The organism is Mycobacterium gallinarum (genome assembly GCF_010726765.1).
Lineage (GTDB): Bacteria > Actinomycetota > Actinomycetes > Mycobacteriales > Mycobacteriaceae > Mycobacterium > Mycobacterium gallinarum.
Window position 1 is genome coordinate 5,227,864 of record NZ_AP022601.1, and the last position, 21,402, is coordinate 5,249,265.

Below are 21,402 nucleotides of genomic sequence, written 5' to 3' on the forward strand. Positions count from 1 at the left end.
AGGGTCGGTCTTGAACTCGCCAGACGGCGTGGTCATCGTTGGAGAAACTTCGCAGCAACTCAATTATGTTAATGACCATTCACAAAAACCTTGACGTTGAAGGGTCGCCAGCCATAGCGTGTCGGGCGGCAGCGAGGTTGCCAAGAACAGGCCGACGCGGGATTGCCGGGTTGGTGTCCGAACGTGAGGGTTGACGTTGACTCGGCACAAGCAAGTGGGCGGCTGATCGTCTTGACGCAAGGGGTTCGAGGCCGGTGACCGCTCCACCTGCAGACCGGGCAACAGCCGGCGACGCCGACGACGGCCTCGAAGCCATTCAGAACTGGAGCGCGGGATACGTTCGTCGCCACCCCTTGGCCTCGCTGACCACCGTTGGCGATCAGTTCGTTCTTGCCGTCCGCACCGTTCAGTACTTGGTCATCGATCTCTTCACCGGTCGCTTCCAGTGGCAGGAGTTCATCCGCCAGGGGGCCTTCATGGCCGGCACCGCTGTCCTGCCGACGGTTCTGGTGGCCCTGCCCATCGGCGTCACCTTGTCGATTCAGTTCGCGTTGTTGGCCGGCCAGGTGGGTGCTACCTCGCTCGCCGGTGCCGCGAGCGGGCTGGCGGTGATCCGACAGGCCGCATCTCTGACGGCCGCGATATTGATGGCCGCCGCCGTCGGATCCGCGATCACCGCGGACCTCGGCTCGCGCAAGATGCGTGAAGAAACCGACGCGATGGAAGTCATGGGCGTCTCGGTGATCCGGCGTCTGGTGGTGCCGCGGTTCGCCGCCGCCATCCTGGTCGGTGTCGCGCTCACCGGCGTCGTCTGCTTCGTCGGGTTCCTGGCGAGCTACCTGTTCAACGTCTACTTCCAGAACGGCGCACCCGGCAGCTTCGTGGCCACCTTCGCCTCGTTCGCGACCACCGGCGACCTGATCGTCGCGTTGTTGAAGGCGGTGATCTTCGGCGCCATCGTCGCGGTGGTGTCGTGTCAGAAGGGCATGTCCACGGTCGGTGGTCCGACCGGAGTCGCCAACTCGGTGAACGCGGCGGTCGTCGAATCGATCCTGATCCTGATGGTCGTCAATGTCGTCATCAGTCAGCTGTACATCATGATGTTCCCGAGAGTGGGGCTGTGACATGGCCGTAGCCCCCTACCGGCCCAAGGCATTCGTCCCGGTAATCCGCGCGTACCGCCTCATCAGCACGCCGCTGATGCGGCTGGGGCACATGCTGGTGTTCTTCGTCAGGGCGTTGACGGGTGTGCCCATCGCGCTGCGTCACTACCGCAGCGAATTCGTCCGCCTGCTATCCGACATCGCCTGGGGCAACGGATCTTTGGTGGTCGGCGGCGGCACCGCCGGCGTGGCGATCGTGTTGGGTGTCACCGTCGGGGCCCTCGTCGGGATCGAGGGCTATAACTTCCTCGACCTGCTGGGACTGGGACCGGCGACGGGAATCATCTCCTCGCTGGTCAACACCCGTGAGCTCGCCCCGATTGCCGCCTCGCTCGCGTTCGCCACCCAGGCCGGTTGCCGGTTCACCGCCCAGCTGGGTTCGATGCGCATCGCCGAAGAGATCGACGCTCTGGATTCGCTTGCGATTCGACCTGTTCCGTACCTGGTGACCACGCGGCTGATGGCGTCGGTGGTCGCCGTCGTCCCGCTGTACGTCGCCTGCCTCGCGGTGAGCTATCTGACCACCCAAGTCGTCGTGTACGTCATCAGCGGCGGCTCGACAGGCTCGTATCTGCACTACTTCTCGTTGATGCTGTCCGGTCAAGACATCCTCTATTCGCTCATCAAGACCATCATCTTCGTGTGGATCGCCTCGACCGTGCAGTGTTACTACGGCTTCTACGCCTCCGGCGGTCCGGAAGGTGTGGGAGTCGCCGCCGGACATGCGATGAGGGCCAGCATCACCGTCGTGATCATGGTCAACATGCTGCTGACGATGGCGCTGTGGTCTGTCGACGCAGGCGCAAGGTTTGGGGGATAGGGGAACATTGTCGAATTCGCTTGACCCGGACGGACGTGGGCCGTCGAACCGCCAGCTGCTCGGTTGCGGCGTGGCGCTGTTCGTGGTCGCAGCCCTGGCGACCGCGACGTTGTTGGTCAAGTCGACGGGTCGACTCGACCCGTATGTCCGGGTGGTGGCCGACCTCGTCAACGTCGGTGACGGCCTGCCGCAACGGTCCGACGTCAAGTATCACGGTGTGCTCGTCGGCATGGTCGACAGCGTCACACCGGCCGCTGACGGTAGGCCGAACTTCGTCCACATCGACCTCAAACCCGAATACGCACAATCGATTCCAGCTGGAGTGACGGCGCGGGTAGTGCCGAGCAACGTGTTTGCGGTGTCCTCGGTGCAACTCGTCGACCAAGGGACGGGGGCACCGATCCGAGCCGGGGCCCACATCCCGGAGGACACCGAGCTGCCGACGGTCCTGTTCCAGACCACCATCAGCAAGCTTCGCGACCTGCTGGCGGCGACCGGGCGCGGTCGTGAGGACAAGACGGTGGGCATCCTCGCCGCGGTGAACGCCGCGACCGAGGGCAAGCGGGCCGAACTGCTGGCCTCCGGTGCGCATTTGAACCGTTTGATCGACCAGCTCGACTCGATCGTCGCCACCGAACCCGATGCGACGACGGTCTCCGCGCTCATCGATGCGACCCACGGGCTGCAGGCGACCGCACCCGAGCTCATCGACTCACTGCAGCAGGCGATAGAGCCGATGCAGACCCTTGTCGAACAGCGCTCGCAGCTCGATGCGCTCATCTCCGGCGGCGTGCACACCATGGGCACGACGCACACCGCGTTGAACAACCACACGGACCGGCTGGTGAAGATCACCGGTGAGATGACGCCGGTGATCGGCGTGCTGGCGCAGACGTCACACAACTTCGTGCCGGCATTCGTGAAGCTGAACACGTTGGCGGACAGGTTCTTCGAGCATGTGTGGATGCCCGATAGAGATATCGGCAACATGCGAGTCAATCTGACCTTCACGCCCAGCTACACCTACACCCGGGCGGATTGCCCGCAGTACGGAGAGCTGAAGGGACCGAGCTGTTTCACCGCACCGCTGGTTCCGACCAGACCCGAACTGCCCGACATCCTGTTACCGCAGAACTATCAGCCCCCGAAAGATCTGGCACCGCCGCCGGGCACCATCGTGGGTGAGAACGGCAACCTCGTCGCCGTTGGACCGCCGTTGATCAACTTCAATCCCAGCTTGGCCGATCCCAATCCGCCACTGCCGTCGTGGATGCCGCCTTCGCCGCCGGTACCGGGAACATCCAATCCGGCACTGGTGCCAACCCCGCCACCGCCGGTACCGCTGTCACCACCGGCACCGGTGGCGCCGAAACCATGGTCGGATCCGACGGCCCCGAACACGAGAGATGCGACAGGCGGCGCGCCGCCGGCCGCCCCCGCTCCCCCCGCGCTACCGGCTGAGGCCGCACCCGCGTCGTACGGCGGAAACGTCGGCCCGGTCGGCAGCCCAGGGGAGCGGGCCCAATTCAGCCTTCTCACCGGACAACCGGCGACGAGCGCCACCCAACTACTGCTCGGCCCGCTCGCTCGCGGGACGACGGTCACTGTTGCGCAGGAGGCAGGATGAGATACCGCGGGCCACTGATCGGTCTGTCGCTGTTCATGGTGGTAACCGTGGCGTTGACCTGGCTGGTCTACGCCACGCTGCGCCGCGACGTCGCCGGTGAGACCATCCCCTACGCCGCTGTGTTCACCGATGTGTTCGGCCTTCGCGAAGGCGACGACGTGCGCATGGCGGGGGTTCGCGTGGGCCGTGTCGAAAGCATTGAGCTGCAGGGCGATAAGGCGAAGGTGTCGTTCGTGGTGCAGTCGGACCAGCAGGTCTTGGGGACCACCGTTGCGTCGGTCACCTATCAGAACATCGTCGGCCAGCGCTACCTCGGGCTGTCGCTGGGCAACATCGGCGAGCCCGGACCGCTGCCACCGAACAGCGTCATCCCCGTCGAACGCACCGATCCGTCCTTCGATGTCGGCACCCTGCTCAACGGTTATGAACCCCTGTTCAGTCTGCTCAATCCGCGCGACGCCGATAACCTCACCAAAGGAGTCCTGCAGTCGCTGCAGGGCGACACCGGGTCGATCACCGCCCTCGTCGACCAGACATCGCAGCTGACGGAATCATTCGCCGGTCGCGACGAGGAACTGGGCGCCGTCATCACCGATCTGAACACGGTCGTGGCGAACCTCGCCAAACACAACGATGATCTCGACCACGTGCTCACCGAAACCCAAACGGTGGTATCTACTTTCGATGCCCGGCGCCCCGAGCTGGTCGCGTCCACCGGCGCGATCGCGAAGGTGGTGCGACAGCTGTCCACGATCTCCGACGAGGTGTACCCGCCGCTGAACGAGCTCGTCACCCGAGAGCCGGGATTCGCTTCGCACATGGTCGGCCTCGAGCCGCAGCTGGCGTTCACCGGTGCGAACCTGCCGCTGCTGTTGAAGGGATTCGCACGCATCACCAGCGACGGTCCATACGCCAACGCCTATGCCTGCGACCTCAACATCCAAGGCTTTTTCCCCGGGCTCAACGACGTGATTCCGATCATCGTCGATGCCGCTTCACCAGGACCGGGCACCCAGTACTCGCCGAAGTGCAGGAACATGGCCAATGGCTGACCAATCACCAAAGCGGCGACGGATCCCGCTCGAGGAACGCAACAAGACCTGGCTTGGCGTCATCGCCGTCGCGGTGGTCACGGTGCTGATCGGATCGCTGCTGCTCGTCAAGGTCGCCAATGTGGGGTATCGCCACTACACGGCGCAGTTCCTGCAAGCGGCGGCGCTGCAGGTGGGCAATCCGATCACCATCGCGGGCATCCCGGTCGGGGAAGTGACCAGCATGGAGTTGGCGGGCGACCATGTCGAAGCGGGGCTGAAAGTCCGCGACGACATCCCGCTCGGCACGCAATCCCGCGCGTCCATCAAGATCACCACCATCCTCGGCTCCCGCTACCTGTCGTTGCAGCCAGCGGGGGAAGGGGCGTTGCCGGACAACACCTTTGATCTCGAACACACCGAGGTGCCCTACGATCTGCAGGAGGCGTTGTCCGACGTGACGACCACCTACGAGCAGGTCGACTCGGATCAGTTCGCCGAAACACTCGGGGTCCTCGGCAAGCAGATGCAAACACTGCCACCGGTCATTCCGCAGGCGCTGGCCAACACCAAGACGTTGTCGGAGATCATCGCCCGACGACGCGACCAGTTGGGCTCCCTGCTGAAAACCACTGAGACGGTGACAAACACGCTGCGCCGCCAGCAGTCCACCATCGGAACTCTGGTCCGGCAGGGCAATTCGCTGGTGGGCGAGTTCGTCGCCCGGCGCGAGACCTTTCACGCGATGATGGCTGCGCTCACCAATCTGGTCGAAACGCTCAGCGGTATCGTGATCGACGACCGTCCGCAACTCGAGGCCTTGTTGCGGGACATCCGTGAACTGTCGGGCATGCTCGGCCAGCACGACGACCTGTTGCGCAGCACCCTGCAAGCCGGCCCCGTCACACTGCGAAATCTGACCAACGCTACCGGTAGTGGCAACGCGGTCGGATTCAACGCTCCCAATGGCCTGCTCGTCGACTCGTGGATGTGTGCCATCAGCGAGCGCGCCGAGCAGTTCAACATGATTCCGTACTTCCAGGACTGCAAATGAGAACGAAAGTGCTCGCCCTCGGTGCCGTCGTCCTCGTGTCGGTGGTGGTGGGTGCCGCCTTGGTGTGGACCTTCGCCGCGGATCGGCTGGATACCGTCACGGTCACCGCCCAGTTCGACAATGCGGCAGGGCTTTACGAGGACAATACCGTCGCGGTGCTCGGCATGCCGGTGGGCAAGGTCACCAAGATCACCCCCAAGGGTGGGTATGTCGAAGTGGAGTTCACCGTGGACAAGGACGTCAAGGTGCCTGCCGATGCCCAGGCGGTGACGATCTCGAACTCGATCCTCACGGACCGCCAAATCGAGTTGACGCCGCCCTACAGTGGTGGCCCGGCACTGCAGAACGGCGACACCATCGGACTGAATCGAACCAAGACCCCGGTCGAATTCGCCCGAGTGCTAGACGTTCTCGACAAGCTGTCCGTTTCGCTTCGCGGTGACGGTCACGGCAACGGCCCGGTCGCCGACCTCGTCAACGCCAGTGCCGCCATCGCGGACGGCAATGGTCAGCAGATGAAGGATTCCCTCGGTGAACTGTCGGAAGCCCTGCGGCTGAGCGCCGACGGCGGCGCGGTGACGCGCGACCAGTTGACGACCATCATCCGCAACGTCAGTTCGCTGCTCGATGCTGCCGCCGCCAACGATGCGACGCTTCGCGAGTTCGGATCGAACGTCAATGTGCTCAGCCAGGTCATCGCCGACGAGGATCTCGGAAGCGGTACCACCGGCAAGAAGCTGAACGAGGTGCTCGTGCAGACAGGCGAGGTTCTCGAGGCCAACCGCGACGCGATCAAGGGCATCGTCGCCAACGCCAACACGGTGTCGCGCACGACCGTCGAGCATGAGCGCGATCTCAAGGAGTTCCTCGATCTGGCGGCGATGACGCTGGACAACATCTACAACATCATCGATCAACGTAACGGCGCCATCCGGGCCAAGGTGCTCACCGACCGGGTGCTCTTCGACAGCCAGACGATGAAGGAAGTCTGCAACATGATGGGTCTGCGCCAGCTCGGATGCAGCACGGGGACGTTGCAGGACTTCGGACCGGATTACGGACTGACGTCCATGCTCGACGGCCTGGCCGCGATGGGACAGAAGTGATGTACGCCCGTCGATTGACCGCCCTGGCCGCAGCCCTTTGTCTGGCCGTAACCAGTTGTGCTTCAGAAGGGTTGGCCAGCCTGCCACTGCCCGCGCCCGGCGTCGGCTCCGCCGGCTACACGCTGACCGCGGTGTTCTCCAATGCGCTCAATCTGCCCGCCAATGCGAAGGTGAAACTCGCGGGCGCCGACGTCGGGCAACTCGAATCGATGGTCGCTCGCAATTACACCGCTGTGACGACGTTGCGCATCATGGACGGGGTGCGGCTGCCCAAGGGCAGCACCGCCGAACTGCGGTCGGCAACGCCGCTCGGTGACGTGTTCATCGCGGTCAAGCCGCCGAGCCCGGCCGAACCCGGTGCGCCGCTGCTGAAGGACGGCGACTCCATCGAGCTGGAATCGACGACCGCCGCAGCGACGGTCGAGTCGGTGCTCAGCTCGGCCGCGATCCTGGTGAACGGCGGCGCGGTGCGCAACTTCACCAATATCGTCAACGGCCTCGGCAAGGCGACCGGTGATCAGGGCGAAGCGTTCGGCACGCTGATCCGCAAGACGAACAACACGCTCGGCAGGCTCAATTCGCGGTCGGACCAGATCGCCAACGCGATGACCGAGACGTCGCGACTGGTCGACACCATCGAGGCGAAGAACCAGAGTCTCGCCGATGTGCTGGCGGAGGCTCGCCCCGCCACCGACACTCTGGCCGTCCATACGAGCCAGATCGCCGACCTCGTCGTGCAGATCGGCGACGTCTCCGGCCAGCTGCGCAAGTTCCCGTCGATCGCGGGCACCGACGCCAGCGGCCGGAGCGTGATCGCCGACGCGAACGAGATCGCGCGGGCATGGAACGACGTCGTGCTCACCCCCGACGCCACGCTGCATTCACTGAACCGGCTGATGCCTCCGTTCGTGAAGTCGACCACCGGTACTGCGCTCGCGGTGAACGGCAGCATCGACCGGCTGATCCTCGGCTCGATACCTGACATCGGATTCGCTGGTGACCCGGGGCTGCACGGGCCCAAACGGTACAACTGGCACCAATTGGTCGGAACGTTCCAGTACACGCTCTACCGGCTGCAGGAGCGGGTCGTCGGCAAGGGGCCAGGTGTCCCGCAGGTGCCCGTGATCCCCAACCCGGACGTTCCCGGAGAGGTGATGATCGCGCCGCCGCCGCCGCCCGGCGTGCTGCCACCGGGAGCGCCGCCAGCCGGTCTGCAGCCGCCGCCGGCCTCCGTCCCTGCAGTCCCGCCGAGGACGCCATGATCTCCGCCGTCGCGAATCACCTCGTCGCCGCGGTGCGCTTCGGCTACCGCCGGAAGGCGTGGCTGTCAGCCGGTGCGCTGCTCTGCACGCTGGTCGTGGCCGTCGCGTACTTGTCTCTTGTTGCGCTGCAGGTGAATCCGCTGACGTCGACTTACCGCGTGACCATCGAACTGCCGGATTCGGCAGGGCTGCTGCCGAATCAGGACGTCACGCTGCGCGGCGTGCGGATCGGGCGGGTGGACCGACTCGACATCACGCCGTCGGGAGTCAACGCGGTTGTTGACGTCAACTCGGCGGTGCACATCCCCGAGTCCAGCGACGTACGCGTGTCGGGACTTTCGCCCGCGGGTGAGCAGTACATCGATTTCGCGGCGCAGTCGAGTGACGGGCCTTATCTGAGGGACGGCGCTGTGGTCAGTCAGGGCAGGGCCACCGTCCCGGTCAGCCTGGCGGAATTGCTCGCTGATGCCGACGGCGCGCTGGCGCAGGTCGACACGGCCCAGATCGAGCTCATCAAACGCGAACTGAGCCTGAGCAAGGACGGTCCGCGCAAGCTCGCCGACATCGTCAACGGCGGCTCCTTCCTGCTGTCCACTCTCGACTCGGTGTTGCCGGAGACCACCAGCGTGCTGCGCAACAGCCGTACCGTATTCACCCTCGTCTCGGACAAAAATGCTGGAATGGACGTCGCCGCAGACAATCTCAGCGAGAGCTTTGTCGGGATCAACAAAATGCGCGAGGGTTACCGCCGTCTCACCAACGAGGCGCCGGACACGCTGTCCGACGTCGATGCGTTGTTCATCGACAACTCCGACATCATGGTGCAGTTGCTCGGGAATCTGACCACTACATCGCGACTGCTCTACCTTCGTGTCCCGGCGCTGAATGCGCTGTTCCCGACGTATCGCACATCGGTGCTGGACGCGATCACCAGCACGTTGCACGACAACGGACTGTGGGCAACCGCGGACCCCTACCCGATGTACTTCTGTGACTACGGAACGCCGCGTCTGCCACCGTCTTCGGCAGACTTTCCCGAGCCGTTCATGTACACCTACTGCCGCGACGACCATCCAGGTGTACTGATTCGCGGAGCCAAGAACGCACCGCGTCCCGCCGACGACGACACCGCAGGCCCGCCGCCGGGCGCCGACCTCGGCCGTCAGACCGATCCGACGCCGAAGGGCCGCTTCACAATTCCCACGCCGTACGGTGGCCCCGTCCTGCCCATCGAGCCACCGCGTTGAGTGATCAAAGGAGATGACCTTGTCAGTGACAACCGCTAAAGATGACGCCGACACCGCCGACGAACTGAAGCCGAGTGAAACGGGCGAGGCGGCAGATGACACCGCGCCGGACGACACCGGGAACGACGTCGGCGACAGCGAGCCCGCAACCGACCCCCGCTGGGGGCGACGCCTGCTAATCGGCGCAGTTGTGGTGATCTTCGTTGCCGCACTTGCCACTTCAGGCTACCTCGGCTGGCAGCTATGGCAGGGCCAGCAGATCGAGCAGGCGAGTCAACAGGCTCAACAAGCAGCCGTCACGTACGCGCAGATCTTGACCAGCATCGACTCCAACAACGTCGACGAGAACTTCGCCCAGGTTTTGGACGGGTCGACCGGTGAGTTCAAGGACATGTATTCGCAGTCGAGCGTTCAGCTACGGCAATTGCTCATCGACAACAAGGCGACGGCGCATGGTGTCGTGCTGGATTCGGCGGTGCAGTCCGCGTCCAAGGACAAGGTTGTCGTGCTGCTGTTCGTGGATCAGGCGGTATCCAACACCAGCGTGCCCGACCCCCGGGTCGACCGCAGCAGGATCAAGATGACGATGGAGAACGTCGACGATCGTTGGCGGGCAAGCAAAGTCGAACTGCCGTGATCGCACGCTGCGTCGTCGCTATCGTCGCCGTTGGGGCGGCGTTCTGCGTGGCACCGGCCGTGTCGGCGTCAGCGCCGGCCCTGTGCGGTGAGCTGGGCGGTCATTGGGACGGGCAGTCCTGCAGCACGTCGGTGGAATCGGAGCGCAAGGCGGTTCGCAACATCAAGATGGCGTTGCCCGGCGATCTGGTGGAAAACCCCACCATCCGGGAGTACCTGACCAACCTGATGAACAACTGGCGCAATGCGGCGCGAAAGATGGCTCAAGACAGCTTCGGCGAGGAGCAATTCCAGATCTTCCAGCACGGGGACGCGATGACGGTCGTCTTCCACGAGATGTACTCGGGCACCGTCGGTACCGATGCCCTCGCCCACCCGAACGCGCCCATCATCAGCGACGCCTACCGCACTTTCACCTTCGCGGGCGGCCGACAGTTGACGCTGGCCGACCTGTTCAAGCCGGGAGTCGACCACGGGGCTGAGATCCCGCGGTTGGGTGCGCCGTTCATCGTGGCGGCCCTCGATGCCGCACCGCCGCCGCATCAGCCTGGGACCTATCCGTTCACCCCGGACCGCTGGACCCCGGACAAGGTGTACTCCGGCGGCTACCGGGCCTGGGCGTTGACATCCGATGAGTTGATTCTCTATATGCCCGACTACCCCGTCGGTCATGACACCCCGTTGGACTACACGGTCGGCCGCATGCAGTGGGCGATGGACGGCGGTACGGTACAGGCCCATATTCCGCTGGCCGCGCTGCGTTCGATACTGCGTCCCGAGTTCGGTGGCGCATAGCCGAATAGCGCCACGGCCGCGGCCGCGCGGGTCATACTTTGCGGATGCCCTTCGCAGACTTGGTAATTAACGCGACCGTTCTTACCGTCGACGACGCACAACCCACTGCCGAATCGATAGCCGTGTCCGGTGGCCGCATCGTCGCCGTGGGTGGCAAGTCTGAGGTCGCGGCCTGGATCGGCCCGGACACGCACACCGAGGACCTCGGTGACGCATGCGTCATGCCCGGCCTCGTCGAGGCTCATGGGCACCCGCTGATGGAGGCCATCGTGCTGTCGGACCGGATGGTCGACATTCGCCCAGTCACGCTGGCGAACGCCGACGACGTGGTCGCGGCGATCAAAGGGGAAGTCGCCAAGCGCGGGGTCGAGGGCGCCTACCTCAACGGCTGGGACGCGCTGCTGCAGGACGGACTACCCGACCCGACGCTCGCCTGGCTCGACGGCATCGCCCCCGAAAACCCGTTGGTGATCATCCACAACTCCGGACACAAGGCCTACTTCAACTCCGCGGCGGCCGCCCGCGTCGGCCTGACCGGTGACACACCGGACCCGAAGGGTGCCAAGTACGGACGGAACGCCGACGGGTCGCTCGACGGGAGCGCCGAGGAGATCCAGGCGGTGTTCCCGCTGCTGCAGGGTGCGATCCAGCCCACCGACTACCCGGCGATGCTGCGCGCCGAACTCGCCCGGCTGAACCGCGCCGGGTTGACAACATGTTCGGAGATGGCGTTCGACCCGGGGTTCCGCCCGGTGATCGACCAGATGCGTGACGACCTCACCGTGCGGCTGCGCGTCTACGAAATGTCCACCGCCGCGATGACCACCGACCAGGTACCAGACAACGGCGACGACATGTTCCGGCAGGCCGGCATCAAGATCTGGGTCGACGGCTCTCCGTGGATCGGCAACATCGACCTGTCGTTCCCGTACCTCGACACCGCGGCCACCCGCAGCGTCGGCATTCCGAAGGGGTCGTGTGGTTGTGCGAACTACACCCGTGAGCAGCTGACCGAGATCGTTGGCGCCTACTTTCCGAAGGGCTGGCAGATGGCCTGCCACGTCCAGGGCGATGCGGGTGCCGACACCATCCTCGACGTCTACGAAGAAGCGCTGCGCGCGCACCCCCGCGACGACCATCGGTTGCGCCTCGAGCATGTCGGCGCCATACGCGACGACCAACTGCAACGCGCTCACGATCTCGGCGTCACCTGCAGCCTGTTCGTCGACCAGATCCACTATTGGGGCGACATCGTCGTCGACGGCCTTTTCGGACCTGAGCGCGGAAACCGTTGGATGCCATGTGGTTCGGCGGTGGCGACGGGGATGCGCATCTCCTTGCACAACGACCCGCCCGTCACACCCGAGGAGCCACTGCGCAACATCAGCGTCGCCGTCACCCGCACCGCACCGAGCGGTCGGGTGATCGGGCCGGAGCAACGGATCACCGTGGATCAGGCGATCCGGGCGCAGACCATCGACGCGGCGTGGCAGCTGCACTCCGACGACGTCATCGGCTCGCTGGAAGTGGGCAAGTACGCGGACATGGTGGTGCTTTCGGCGGACCCGCGAACGGTGCCGCCCGAGCAGATCGCCGACCTCGAAGTGCGTGCGACCTACCTGGCGGGCAGGCAGGTATACGGACAATGACGCGGCTGGGCGGTTCGAACATCGTTGCGCCGCAAAGCCGCAACCAGAACAGGAGTAGTGATGTCCGAATCCGTACCGCATCGCCATGCCGCATCGGAACCGCATAGGCACGCTGCACCAAACCCATGGACGACGATCCGGACCCCTAGGTTCTGGCTGACGCCAATCGTCGTGTCCCTCGTCGTGTTCTCGGCGTTGGCGTTGTTGTACCTGGCGGGAATCCTCAACCCGACACCGAATCTGCGGCATTTCCCGGTCGCGGTCGTCAACTCCGATGCCGGCGCCGACGGCAAGCAGATCGTCGACGGGTTGGTGTCGGGACTGAACCCCGATCAGTTTGACGTGCGGGTGTTGTCGGAGGACGCGGCCAGAGCACAGTTGGGTCGGGCGGAGATCTACGGACTTGTCCAGATACCGTCGGACTTCTCGGCGAAGCTGCAGGCCCTCGGTCAGGGCGCGTTGCGGCCAAGTCAGGTGACTCGGCCGGTCATCACGATCTCCACCAATCCCCGGGCCGGCGAATTGGGCTCCAGCATCGCCGGGTTGACGTTGGGCAAGGCGGTCAACGAGATGAGCGACAAGATTGGCCAACGCATCTCTGCGCAGGTGCAGAAGGCCAGTGGCGCACCGTTGCCAGGTGGCGTTTCGCTCGCACTGACCAGCCCTGTCGATGTCCAGGTCAACGACTTCAACCCACTGCCGGGCGGCACCGGCAACGGCTTGTCGGCTTTCTATTACGCGCTGCTGTTGTTGCTCGCGGGGTTCACCGGCAGCATCCTGGTGAGCTCACTGGTCGACTCGATGCTCGGCTTCGTACCCGCCGAGCTCGGCCCCATGTACCGGTTCGCCGAACCGGTCAAGATCTCGCGGTTCACAACACTGCTCGTCAAATGGGGGTTGATGGCCATCATGGCGGTACTCACGTCCGCCGCATACATCGGTATCGCCACCGCATTGGGTATGCCGATACCGAATGCGTGGACGCTCTGGGCATACGGCGCGTTCACCATTGCGGCCGTCGGGATCACCTCGACGTCGTTGATCGCGGTGTTGGGTTCGGTTGGGCTGCTGGTGAACCTGTTCATCTTCGTCATGCTGGGACTACCGTCCAACGGCGCGACGATTCCGCTGGAGGCGGCCCCCAAGGTGTTTGGATGGCTCGCGAAGTTCGAACCTATGCATCAAGTCTTCCTTGGTGCGCGGGCGCTGCTCTACTTCGACGGTCGTGCCGACGCCGGGCTCACGCATTCGCTGACGATGACGGCTATCGGCCTCCTCATCGGCCTGCTGATCGGCGGCATCGTCACCCGCATCTACGACCGTCGAGGCCTGCAGCGCAGTCACACGGCAGCCGACGACACGTAAACGGCCGGATTGGCCGAAACGCGGGCACCGCCGGCGGTGTCCGTGGCAGGCTCAGAGCATGTCTGACCTGGCTGAACCCCGCTTCCTCGACGAACGCACGGCTCATTGGGCCGAAACACGACCCGACGCCGAGGCGTTCGATTACCTCGACCGATCCTGGACGTGGGCGGAGTGGAATGACCGCGTGCGCCGGCTGGCAGGTGCGCTGAAGGAGCGCGGCGTCAAGCGCGGGGATGTGGTGGCGTTCCTCGACAAGAACCACCCCGCCTGTGTGGAGCTGACGCTGGCGGCCGCCTCGCTGGGCGCGGCCAACGCGATCATCAACTTCCGGCTGGCCGCCGACGAGCTCGACTACGTGCTCAACGATTCGGGCGCCAAAGTGCTGATCGTGGGAAAGGAACTGCGGGCCAACGTCGACAAGATCCGCGACAAGCTCACCCACGTCGAGCACGTCATCGAGGTGACACCGGAGGGCGGCGACGGCGATGAGTACGAGGCGATGCTCGCGGCGGCTACGCCCGTCGATCGTCAAGACGATGTCGAGCCCGACGATGTCGCGATCATCATGTATTCATCAGGCACGACGGGCAAACCGAAGGGCGTGCAGCTGACTCAGGCGAACATCATCGCGCACACGGTGAACGCGCACGAGGGGTTCGAGTTCGACGAAGGCGACAAGAACATGGTGTCGATGCCGCTGTTCCATGTCGGCGGCTCGTCCTATGTGCAATTCGGAATCCACGACGGCTTCCCCAGCGTCATGACCCGCGAGGTCGACGGCGCGTCCCTGGCCGGCGCAATCTTCAAGGGTGCCAACCGGACATTCCTGGTGCCCGCGGTGCTGGCCAAGGTGCTCGACTCCGGTGAGGATGCGGTCAAGCTGTTCGGATCGCTGAAGACGTTCGCCTACGGCGCTTCGCCGATGCCGCTTCCATTGCTGCGTCGGGCGCTCGAAGCGTGGCCGAACACCGATTTCATGCAGGCGTACGGGCTGACCGAACTGTGCGGCGTCATCAGCCACCTGCTTCCCGAGGCGCACCGTGACCCGGGCAAGGAGGAGCGACTCTCGAGTGCGGGCACGCTGGTTCCCAACGCGGAGGTGCGGGTGGTCGATCCCGACACTCTCAAAGACGTGCCAGAGGGTGAGCAGGGTGAATTATGGTTCCGCTCACCACAGTTGATGAAGGGCTATCACAACAAGCCGGAGGCGACGGAGGAGTCGATCACCGAGGACGGCTGGTTCCGCACCGGTGACATCGGGCGCGTCGACGATGGCGGCTACATCTTCGTCGAGGACCGACTGAAGGACATGATCATCTCCGGCGGAGAGAACATCTACTCGATCGAGGTGGAGCGGGTACTCGCCGAGCATCCCGCGGTCTCCGATGTCGCGATCATCGGCATCCCCGACGACAAGTGGGGTGAGGTCGTCAAAGCCGTTGTCCAACTCGAGGGTGAGGCCACCGAAGACGAGTTGATCACCTTCGCCAGAGAGCGCTTGGCCGCGTACAAGTGCCCGAAGTCCGTCGATTTCAAGGACGAGTTGCCGCGTAATCCGACCGGAAAGATCCTCAAGAAGGATCTGCGCAAGCAGTACTCGTAAGGCGGTCTAGGGATCGGGTTCGGCGAGTATCCGCTCCCACTGCTTGCGCCCCGTTGGCGTAAGGCCGACGTCGCGGGTGTCGCGCCATTCGTCGATCTCGGCGATCGTCTCGTCACACCATTCGATGAGATTCCGGTAGAAGTCGGCGATGAACATCGCCTGACGCTCGATCAGGTGCAGCCGCTGGGGAAAGGGCCCGCCGGTGGTGAGAAGTTCGTCGATGAGTGCGTTTCCCTTGGCGTGGTATTCCCGGGCGTGGCGCGCAGTGGCTTCCAGCGCTGCGCGAAGATTCTCCTTGGTTGTCTGGTCACCGAGAAACATGCGCAGAAATCCCTCGACTTCGAGCAGAGGTGCTGCGGGGTCGGTGCCGAACCAATCGGCCAGTGCCGCACGGCCTTCCGGTGTGATCGTGTAGCGCGTTGCTTGCTTTCTGCGACCGTCGACCAGCTCGGCGGTAGCGTGCCCACGCTCGACGAGCCGCTTGAGCTCCGCGTACAGGTGGGCGTCCGATCGGGGCCAGAAGAAGTGCATGCCGCGCTTGATCTGAGCGACGATCTCGTACGCCGTCCACGGCTTTATGCCCAGCAACCCCAGAAGCGCGAACGATGTGGTGGTCGGCTTCGACGGCATACCTTGACAATACTCCATCTTGGAGTAACTTAAGCTCCATCCTGGAGTATAAAGGGGGGTATCGTGAACGCCACACAGTTCCTCGCACTCGTCGACACCGATCGAGGCGAACTAAAGGATCGCATCGGCCGGGCGCGGCAACGGTTTTATAAACTGGCTCGTACCGCCGATCCGAAAGCGCGGCGACGGGGCTTGGACTGGAACGTGAATCAGGTCATCGCCCACGTGCTTTGCGTCGCCCGTCGGTATCAAGCGATCGCGGAGGGCCGAGACTTTCGGCGCGCACGGTATCCGCGCGAGCTGGATCAGATCAACCGCGAAGAGATGCTGGCGGCGATGGCGCCGATACCCGAACTGCTCGAAAAGCTCGAGGCCTTGGAAACGGTGATGGACGAGTTTTTCGATAACCTTCCGGATGACTACACAAACGAATTTCACTGCGGTGCAACTACTTCCGGCATCATACTTCAGATTAACTGGCTCTTTGACCTGCTCTTGCATGGCGAGGACATCGCGCGGGCCGTCGGAGTGAAGTGGGACATTCACGAGCGTGACATGTTGCTGCTACTCCGCGAGGTGGTGGAGGTGGCGCCGGCCTACGTCAAACCGGGGATCTCACCTACGACCGATATCTCTGTGATTCTCCAGATCCCAGCTGCGCGGCCGTATCTGATGCACATTCACGACGGCACCCTTGAGGTTCGTCCCCGTCGATCCAGCGACAGGCCGGATGCCGTCCTGAAGGCGCCGGCATCGACCATGGTTCGGCTGATCCTTCAACGCATCGGTCCAGTCGCGGCGGTGGGCAAAGGCCTTCGCATCGTGGGCGGCCGGCGGCCGTGGAAGGCTTTGCAACTGGGCTCTTGCATCGAATCGCCCTAGCTCATCACGTCGGCGACCGCTCGACGGTCTAGGCCGGTGGCTTGACCGGGATGGCGATCTCGTTGCGGCGCCGGAACGGTAACGTCCACGGCGGATCGAAGAACCACGCCACCGGCTCGCCCACGGGTTCAACATCGTTGTCGCTCAGGATCTTCCGCAGTTCGTCGGTCCTAGCGGCGACGGCCGCCGAGCTGCGGTCACCAGTGAAGCGCAGGACGCCGTAGGTTTCCGCTGGGACCTCGACGAGGGTGACGTGATCATCGTCGGGCTCCGGCAATGTCTCCATCGTCCACTTGGACGGCATGAAGAACCGGATCGTCGACTCGCCCTCAGTGTTTCGCGCCTGTGCGACCGGAGCCGTCATGGCAATCGTGTCACCGCGATGCTGGCTGACAGGCGCCGTCATCGAGATCGTCTCGCCGCGGTGATTGGCGCCGAAGATGTAACCCGCCAGTCTGCGGAAGCCGATGTTGCGGGCGCGTTCGTCGTCGGCCGCCACCGCCGTTTCGGCGGCAATCCGCGGGCCGTACCGCCGGATCTCCACCCGATCGGTCAGTTTGGTCGCCAGATAGTGGGGTTCTTCGGTGCCGACGCGGATGCCGACGATCGACAAGATCGATTCGGCAACCTGGCCCGGTATGTCGCTCAGTCTCATCAACGCCGCCTGTTCAGCGCCCAGATGTGAGTCGACAGCGCGGTGGCGAACGAGGTCCACGCTGCGTAGGCGGCCATCGGGGCTGCCTTCCCACCGCGGACGGCGACCGAGCGCCGGGTCAGGTCGGCGCTGCTGATTGCCAGGATTCCGGCCGCGATCGCCGATGTGCCAAGCCAGCGGCGATTGAAGAACAACCAGGACCAACTCCCGTTCAGGATCAGGTTCGTCGCCAGCGCCGCAATATACGTCCGTCGCTCGTCTCGTAGTCCGCGTTGCTCCAGGTCGTCGATTGTCGCGGCCGACACCACTGCGATGTCGGCGTACAGGATCGGCCAGACGATCGGAAAAGCCTGGCGCGGAGGCTGATACGGCGGCTTCTTCAGGTTCGCATACCAAGGCGACTGCGCCGGGCGGCTCGCCAGCCCGCCGATGACCGCCGTCGCCGCGGTCGCCACAGCGGTTCCTGCGATAGTTCCTGACTTCAAGATCTGCTCCCTCGTGGCATCGTTAAGTTTCTTAACTATATCCACGAGGCGCCGGTCTAAACGCGGGCCAAAAGTGACCGATGCATGACGACCAAGGTCACCATCCCATGGAGCCCGGTATTCCCTTGAACGGCCCCGCGACCCGACTCGTGATCCAGCCGCCGTAAAAGCCCCCTGGCTGCGGAGTGACCTCTTCTCCGTCCACCGTGCACCGGTCCACCAGGGCAGGCATGACCGCGAGCGCGCCGGCGATCGCGGTGAATCCACGGGTCGGTGACACATAGGTCCATGCCGCCCGTGACGCCACCCGGCGCGGGCTGACGAGATCGAAATAACTCGCCTGCCCCTTCCATTCGCACCATGAGGAGCCGGCCGCCGCACGCAGACTGCCATCGATGAAGCTGCTGGCAGGCAGGTAATAGGTCGGGGGATGGCTGGTCTCGAGCACGCGCCACGCCGCCGTTGTCGATGCGATGACGACGCCTCCGAGTTCGACGGTGATCGAACCGTGGAACTCCTCCAGCCGCGGCGGTCGTGGGTAGTCCCACACCGACTCCTGGCCGGGGCGCGGTTTGTCAGGGGTGGGCATGTCACCACTGTAAAGCCGGCATCGATGAACCGGAGCGGGGCAGTATGGTCTGCGTGCCGCAGCTGGATGAGGTTCTCGACGGATTGCATGTCGTTTCGCTGCCGATGCGAGTTCGGTTCCGCGGCATCACCGTTCGAGAGGTCGCGCTCATCGAGGGCCCCGTGGGCTGGGGTGAGTTCGGGGCATTTCCCGAATACGAGCCGCCCGAAGCGGTGTTTTGGCTGGCGTCGGCCGTCGAGGCGGCATACCGGGCGCCCCCCGCCGTCCGGCGCGACCGCATCCCGATCAATGCCACCGTGCCCGCCGTCGTCGCCAGGCAGGTGCCCGAGGTGCTGTCCCGGTTTCCCGGCGCGCGCACCGCGAAGGTCAAGGTGGCCGAGCCCGGGCAGACCCTCGCCGACGACGTGGTGCGCGTCAACGCAGTACGCGCACTGGTACCGACGGTGCGCGTCGACGCCAACGGAGGCTGGAGCGTCGACGAGGCAGCCGAGGCGGCCGCCGCACTGACCGCCGACGGCCCGCTCGAGTACATCGAGCAGCCGTGCGCGACGGTGCCCGAGCTGGCTGCGCTGCGCCGCCGTGTTGACGTGGCGATCGCGGCCGACGAGAGCATCCGCAAGGCCGACGACCCGCTGCGCGTGGTGCGCGAGCACGCCGCCGACGTGGCGGTACTCAAGGTCGCGCCGCTGGGCGGCGTGGCCAGGATACTCGAGATCGCCGATCAGATCGACATCCCGATCGTGGTGTCCAGCGCGCTCGACTCCGCGGTCGGCATCGGCCGCGGACTGCTCGCCGCCGCCGCGCTTCCCGATTTGCCGTATGCCTGCGGCCTCGGCACCGGCGGGCTGTTCGTCGACGACGTCGGCGAACCCGTCGAACCGGTCGACGGGTTCCTGCCCGTCGCACCAGTGACGCCGGATCCGGCGCGGCTGGCCGCGCTGGCGGCGGCTTCCGACCGTCGGCGCTGGTGGATCGACCGAATCAAGGCCTGCTACCCGCTGATGTCCTAATTTGTGGGGGTCGCGGCCTAGACGCCACGCGGGCGCTGGCCAACACTGAAGGCGTGCGATCGGTGGTGATCCTCGGCTTCCCGGGCGTCCAGGCTCTTGACCTGGTCGGCCCGTTCGAGGTGTTCACGGGAGCCACCATCTGTCTGGCCAGTCAGGGGCGAGCAGACGAGGGCTATTCGGTCACCATCGTGACCCGGACGGGCGAACCCGCCGCCACTCTCACCGGCCTCGCACTGGTTGCCCAGCTGTTCCCCGACCCGCGCGAACCGATCGACACACTCGTGTTGCCCGGAGGCATGGGCGTTGACGATGCGCGGCGGGATCCCGACACCGTCGGTTGGATTCGGATCGCCGCCGAGCAGTCGCGGCGCGTCGTCAGCGTATGCACCGGCGCCTTCATCGCGGCGCAGGCCGGTCTGGTCGACGGTTGCGTCGCGACCACGCACTGGGCGTTCGCTTCGCAGCTGGCCGACGAGTTCCCCGCCGTGACCGTCGATCCCGAACCGATCTTTGTGCGCAGCTCCGAACAGGTCTGGACCGCGGCCGGTGTCACGGCGGGGATCGACCTGACCCTGTCGCTGGTCGAAGACGACTACGGCACCGACGTCGCGCAGACGGTGGCGCGCTGGATGGTGATGTACCTGCGGCGGCCCGGTGGCCAGACGCAGTTCGCCGCGCCGGTGTGGATGCCACGCGCCAAGCGGGCACCGATCCGCGACGTGCAGAACGCGATCGAAGCCGAACCCGGTGGCGCGCACAGTATTCCCGAACTCGCCCGGCGCGCGGCGATGAGCCCTCGGCACTTCACACGGGTGTTCACCGATGAGGTGGGGGAGGCGCCAGGGGCATATGTCGAGCGGATCCGCACCGAGGCCGCCCGCAGGCAACTCGAGGAGACCGACGACACCGTGACGGTCATCGCGGCGCGCTGCGGCTTCGGTAGTGCCGAGACGCTGCGCCGCAATTTCGTTCGACGACTGGGCATTTCGCCCGATCAATACCGCAAGACGTTCGCCTAGTAGAGGAGATGGCTCCAAATGTCCCAGCAGATCGCAATCATGGTGTACCCCGGCTTCACCGCACTGGACTTCATCGGGCCCTACGAGGTGCTGCGTAACCTGCCCGATGCCGAGGTGCGGTTCGTGTGGCACGAGCCGGGACCCATCACCGCTGACTCGGGAGTGCTGCTCATCGGTGCGACGCACTCGTTCGACGAAACCCCCTCTCCGGACATCATTTTGGTGCCGGGCGGCATGGCGACCTTCGAGCACGCCCGCGACGAGAAGGTGCTCGACTGGGTGCGCAAGGCACACGAGACGTCCACCTGGACGACGTCGGTGTGCTCGGGCTCGGTGATCCTGGCCGCCGCGGGCATCCTCGAAGACCGCCGCGCCACGTCGCACTGGCTGTGCGTGCCGATGCTCAAGCCGTTCGGTGTCGAGCCTGTCGGCGACGAGCGGATCGTGCGCGACGGCAAGATCGTGACCGCGGCGGGGGTGTCGGCCGGCATCGACTTGGGGCTGTGGCTGTTCGGTCAGATCTGCGGCGACGCCAAGGCCAAGGCCGTGCAGTTGGTGATCGAGTACGACCCCCAGCCGCCCTACGACTCGGGTCACATGTCGAAGGCGTCGGCGGCGACCAAGGCGGCGGCCACCGCGGCGCTCAGCGTCGAGACCGTCAAGGGGCACCAGTTGACGCCGACGGTCCAGCTGCTGTGGGGCGCGGCCATTGACCGCGTGCGCAGCGGCCGCAAAAAGTCGATTTCGGTGTAGCGGGGAGCGCTCAGCGCGACT

The 21,402-nt window shown here is 64.9% G+C and carries 20 protein-coding genes and 1 pseudogene; 17 read left to right on the forward strand and 4 right to left on the reverse strand.

Going from position 1 to position 21,402, the window contains the following annotated elements; translation table 11 throughout:
• Positions 1–254: 254 nt before the first annotated feature.
• The 13 genes and pseudogenes from G6N42_RS25805 (at position 255) to G6N42_RS25865 (ending at position 15,358) form a co-directional block, all read left to right on the forward strand.
• Positions 255–1,124 carry an MlaE family ABC transporter permease gene (locus G6N42_RS25805; protein WP_163734720.1) on the forward strand — a complete coding sequence of 290 codons (870 nt, stop codon included), beginning with the start codon at positions 255–257 and terminating at the stop codon, positions 1,122–1,124.
• Position 1,125: 1 nt separating this feature from the next.
• Positions 1,126–1,983, forward strand: coding sequence for an MlaE family ABC transporter permease (locus tag G6N42_RS25810; RefSeq protein WP_163734722.1), 858 nt, complete (start codon positions 1,126–1,128; stop codon positions 1,981–1,983).
• Between the two features lie 7 nt (positions 1,984–1,990).
• Complete coding sequence (locus G6N42_RS25815) at positions 1,991–3,610, forward strand: MlaD family protein (RefSeq protein WP_163734725.1); 1,620 nt, start codon at positions 1,991–1,993, stop codon at positions 3,608–3,610.
• Positions 3,607–4,662 carry an MCE family protein gene (locus G6N42_RS25820; protein WP_163734728.1) on the forward strand — a complete coding sequence of 352 codons (1,056 nt, stop codon included), beginning with the start codon at positions 3,607–3,609 and terminating at the stop codon, positions 4,660–4,662. Before G6N42_RS25815 ends, G6N42_RS25820 begins: the two co-directional genes overlap by 4 nt.
• Positions 4,655–5,695, forward strand: coding sequence for an MlaD family protein (locus G6N42_RS25825; protein WP_163734730.1), 1,041 nt, complete (start codon positions 4,655–4,657; stop codon positions 5,693–5,695). Before G6N42_RS25820 ends, G6N42_RS25825 begins: the two co-directional genes overlap by 8 nt.
• The gene (locus tag G6N42_RS25830) at positions 5,692–6,801 is read left to right on the forward strand and encodes an MCE family protein (protein WP_163734731.1); all 1,110 of its coding nucleotides are present in this window, start codon (positions 5,692–5,694) and stop codon (positions 6,799–6,801) included. Before G6N42_RS25825 ends, G6N42_RS25830 begins: the two co-directional genes overlap by 4 nt.
• Entirely contained in the window at positions 6,801–8,063 is a 1,263-nt protein-coding gene (locus G6N42_RS25835; protein WP_163734733.1) for an MlaD family protein, read from the forward strand. The genes G6N42_RS25830 and G6N42_RS25835 overlap by 1 nt, the downstream gene beginning before the upstream one ends.
• Positions 8,060–9,310: an MlaD family protein gene (locus tag G6N42_RS25840; protein ID WP_163734735.1), complete on the forward strand. Its 1,251-nt coding sequence runs from the start codon at positions 8,060–8,062 to the stop codon at positions 9,308–9,310. The genes G6N42_RS25835 and G6N42_RS25840 overlap by 4 nt, the downstream gene beginning before the upstream one ends.
• Positions 9,311–9,329: 19 nt before the next feature.
• Positions 9,330–9,947 (forward strand): Rv1363c family protein, encoded by a 618-nt coding sequence (locus G6N42_RS25845; RefSeq protein ID WP_434059598.1) that lies wholly within the window; start codon positions 9,330–9,332, stop codon positions 9,945–9,947.
• Positions 9,947–10,741 carry a DUF3298 domain-containing protein gene (locus tag G6N42_RS25850; RefSeq protein ID WP_163738273.1) on the forward strand — a complete coding sequence of 265 codons (795 nt, stop codon included), beginning with the start codon at positions 9,947–9,949 and terminating at the stop codon, positions 10,739–10,741. Before G6N42_RS25845 ends, G6N42_RS25850 begins: the two co-directional genes overlap by 1 nt.
• Before the next feature lie 44 nt (positions 10,742–10,785).
• Positions 10,786–12,390 (forward strand): amidohydrolase, encoded by a 1,605-nt coding sequence (locus tag G6N42_RS25855; RefSeq protein ID WP_163734740.1) that lies wholly within the window; start codon positions 10,786–10,788, stop codon positions 12,388–12,390.
• 60 nt (positions 12,391–12,450) lie between these two features.
• Positions 12,451–13,728: pseudogene (locus G6N42_RS25860) on the forward strand (YhgE/Pip domain-containing protein); the annotation flags it as partial.
• Between the two features lie 85 nt (positions 13,729–13,813).
• Positions 13,814–15,358 carry a long-chain-fatty-acid--CoA ligase gene (locus G6N42_RS25865; RefSeq protein WP_163734746.1) on the forward strand — a complete coding sequence of 515 codons (1,545 nt, stop codon included), beginning with the start codon at positions 13,814–13,816 and terminating at the stop codon, positions 15,356–15,358.
• Positions 15,359–15,364: 6 nt separating this feature from the next.
• On the opposite strand, the gene G6N42_RS25870 is transcribed toward G6N42_RS25865, so the two are convergent.
• Positions 15,365–15,988 (reverse strand): PadR family transcriptional regulator, encoded by a 624-nt coding sequence (locus G6N42_RS25870; RefSeq protein WP_163734749.1) that lies wholly within the window; start codon positions 15,986–15,988, stop codon positions 15,365–15,367.
• Positions 15,989–16,051: 63 nt separating this feature from the next.
• On the opposite strand from G6N42_RS25870, the gene G6N42_RS25875 reads away from it, so the two are divergent.
• The gene (locus G6N42_RS25875; RefSeq protein ID WP_163734752.1) at positions 16,052–16,870 is read left to right on the forward strand and encodes a maleylpyruvate isomerase N-terminal domain-containing protein; all 819 of its coding nucleotides are present in this window, start codon (positions 16,052–16,054) and stop codon (positions 16,868–16,870) included.
• Positions 16,871–16,898: 28 nt separating this feature from the next.
• Here the strand turns inward: G6N42_RS25875 and G6N42_RS25880 are convergent, their stop codons facing one another.
• The 3 genes from G6N42_RS25880 to G6N42_RS25890 all read right to left on the reverse strand — a co-directional run bounded on the left by G6N42_RS25880 (position 16,899) and on the right by G6N42_RS25890 (position 18,599).
• Positions 16,899–17,525, reverse strand: coding sequence for an SOUL family heme-binding protein (locus tag G6N42_RS25880; protein ID WP_163734755.1), 627 nt, complete (start codon positions 17,523–17,525; stop codon positions 16,899–16,901).
• Entirely contained in the window at positions 17,525–18,010 is a 486-nt protein-coding gene (locus tag G6N42_RS25885) for a TspO/MBR family protein (protein WP_163734757.1), read from the reverse strand. Before G6N42_RS25885 ends, G6N42_RS25880 begins: the two co-directional genes overlap by 1 nt.
• Positions 18,011–18,107: 97 nt before the next feature.
• Complete coding sequence (locus tag G6N42_RS25890) at positions 18,108–18,599, reverse strand: DUF427 domain-containing protein (RefSeq protein WP_163734760.1); 492 nt, start codon at positions 18,597–18,599, stop codon at positions 18,108–18,110.
• A 44-nt stretch (positions 18,600–18,643) separates the two neighbouring features.
• Between G6N42_RS25890 and G6N42_RS25895 the strand changes: the two genes are divergently transcribed.
• The 3 genes from G6N42_RS25895 (at position 18,644) to G6N42_RS25905 (ending at position 21,381) form a co-directional block, all read left to right on the forward strand.
• Positions 18,644–19,609: an o-succinylbenzoate synthase gene (locus G6N42_RS25895; RefSeq protein WP_163734763.1), complete on the forward strand. Its 966-nt coding sequence runs from the start codon at positions 18,644–18,646 to the stop codon at positions 19,607–19,609.
• A 62-nt stretch (positions 19,610–19,671) separates the two neighbouring features.
• Complete coding sequence (locus G6N42_RS25900; RefSeq protein WP_163738276.1) at positions 19,672–20,628, forward strand: GlxA family transcriptional regulator; 957 nt, start codon at positions 19,672–19,674, stop codon at positions 20,626–20,628.
• 18 nt (positions 20,629–20,646) lie between these two features.
• Complete coding sequence (locus tag G6N42_RS25905; protein WP_163734766.1) at positions 20,647–21,381, forward strand: DJ-1/PfpI family protein; 735 nt, start codon at positions 20,647–20,649, stop codon at positions 21,379–21,381.
• Positions 21,382–21,402 lie beyond the last annotated feature (21 nt).